Origin of the sequence: Mesorhizobium sp. M7A.F.Ca.CA.002.09.1.1 (genome assembly GCF_003998555.1) — a bacterium.
Lineage (GTDB): Bacteria > Pseudomonadota > Alphaproteobacteria > Rhizobiales > Rhizobiaceae > Mesorhizobium > Mesorhizobium ciceri.
The window spans coordinates 1-1,615 of record NZ_RZRR01001090.1; the positions used below are offsets into that span (position 1 = coordinate 1).

Sequence of the window (1,615 nt, forward strand, 5' to 3'; positions counted from 1 at the left end):
GCCGATGCGCTCGGCAAGCTCGTTGTTGGTGATGCGGGCGTCGGCCCGCAGCTCACGCAGGATTTTCAGGTCGAAATCGTCGGCTATCTTCTGCTGCACTTTCGGTCTCTCCAGGCAATTTGTTGCGGGGATGCAGCCATGTGAGCCCAAAAATAGCAAGGACTGGCGGAACGAGATCGCATAAATTGCCGTTCACTATTTCAGTCGAACAGGCAGGAAAAGCCATGACCGCGCCACGCCCGTCGAAAACCCATATCGGCAACCACAAGCTCCACCCGGAGACGCTGATGCTGAGCTATGGCTTCGATCCGCAGCTTTCGGAGGGCGCCGTCAAGCCGCCGGTGTTCCTGACCTCGACCTTCGTGTTCAAGTCGGCGGAGGAGGGACGCGACTTCTTCGACTACACCTCCGGCAGGAAGGAGCCGCCGAGCGGCACCGCCTCCGGCCTGGTCTATTCGCGCTTCAATCATCCCAACAGCGAGATCGTCGAGGACCGGCTGGCGATCTATGAGGGGACGGATGCCTGCATCCTGTTTTCATCGGGCATGTCGGCGATCGCCACGACGCTGCTCGCCTATGCCCGTCCGGGCGACGTCATCCTGCATTCGCAGCCACTCTACGGCGGCACGGAGACGCTTTTGACGCGCACGCTCTCCGGTTTCGGCATCGGTGCTGTCGGTTTCGCGGATGGCGTGGACGAGCCGGCGGTGCGCACGGCCGCCGACGCGGCCGTCGCGAAAGGCCGCGTGTCGGTCATCCTGATCGAGACGCCGTCAAACCCGACCAACAGCCTGGTCGACCTCGCGCTGATGCGCAAGATCGCCGACGAGATCGGCGCGAGCCAAGGGTCAACGCCGATCATCGTGTGCGACAACACATTGCTGGGTCCGGTGTTCCAGCGGCCGATCGAACATGGTGCCGACGTGTCGGTTTATTCGCTGACCAAATATGTCGGCGGCCATTCCGACCTGATCGCGGGTGCCGCCATGGGCAGCAAGGCTATCACCAAGCCGATCAAGGCGCTGCGCGGCGCGATCGGCACGCAGCTCGACCCGCATTCCTGCTGGATGCTCGGCCGCTCGCTGGAGACGCTGTCGATCCGCATGGAGCGGGCCAACGACAATGCTCGCCTGATCGCCGAATTCCTGCGCGACCACGCCAAGGTCGACAAGGTGCACTACCTGCCGTTTCTGGGCGAGAATACGCCGGCCGGCCGCGCCTACAGGGCGCAATGCAGCGGCGCCGGATCAACCTTCTCCTTCGACATCAAGGGCGGGGAGAAGGCGGCTTTCGCCTTCCTCAACGGATTGCAGATCTTCAAGCTGGCGGTGAGCCTCGGCGGAACGGAATCGCTGGCCAGTCACCCCGCGGCCATGACCCATTCGGGCATTCCCTTCGAGGTGCGCCAGCGCATCGGCGTGCTGGAGACCACGGTCAGGCTGTCGATCGGCGTCGAGCATCCGGACGATCTGATCGCCGACCTGACGCAGGCGCTGGCGGCGGTCTGACCGCTATCGCTGAAGCCGGACAGGACGGCCCTAGGATCTCTATACGTCATCACAAAAACGTGTGGTTGGATACATTGTGCCGCCAGGCCGTTCCGTTGGCGCATGCG

General features: G+C 63.3%; 2 protein-coding genes. One reads left to right on the forward strand and one right to left on the reverse strand.

What is annotated here, in order from left to right; translation table 11 throughout:
* A partial coding sequence (locus EN994_RS30545; protein WP_127308107.1) for a winged helix-turn-helix transcriptional regulator occupies positions 1 to 99 on the reverse strand: 99 nt, incomplete at its 3' end.
* 125 nt (positions 100 to 224) lie between these two features.
* Here EN994_RS30545 and EN994_RS30550 point away from each other — a divergent pair.
* Entirely contained in the window at positions 225 to 1,508 is a 1,284-nt protein-coding gene (locus EN994_RS30550; protein ID WP_063168500.1) for a cystathionine gamma-synthase family protein, read from the forward strand.
* Positions 1,509 to 1,615: the final 107 nt, after the last annotated feature.

What these genes read in the sequence shown, in the direction of transcription:
- EN994_RS30550 (WP_063168500.1), top strand. Translation starts at nt 225, where the DNA reads ATGACCGCGCCACGCCCGTCGAAAACCCATATCGGCAACCACAAGCTC.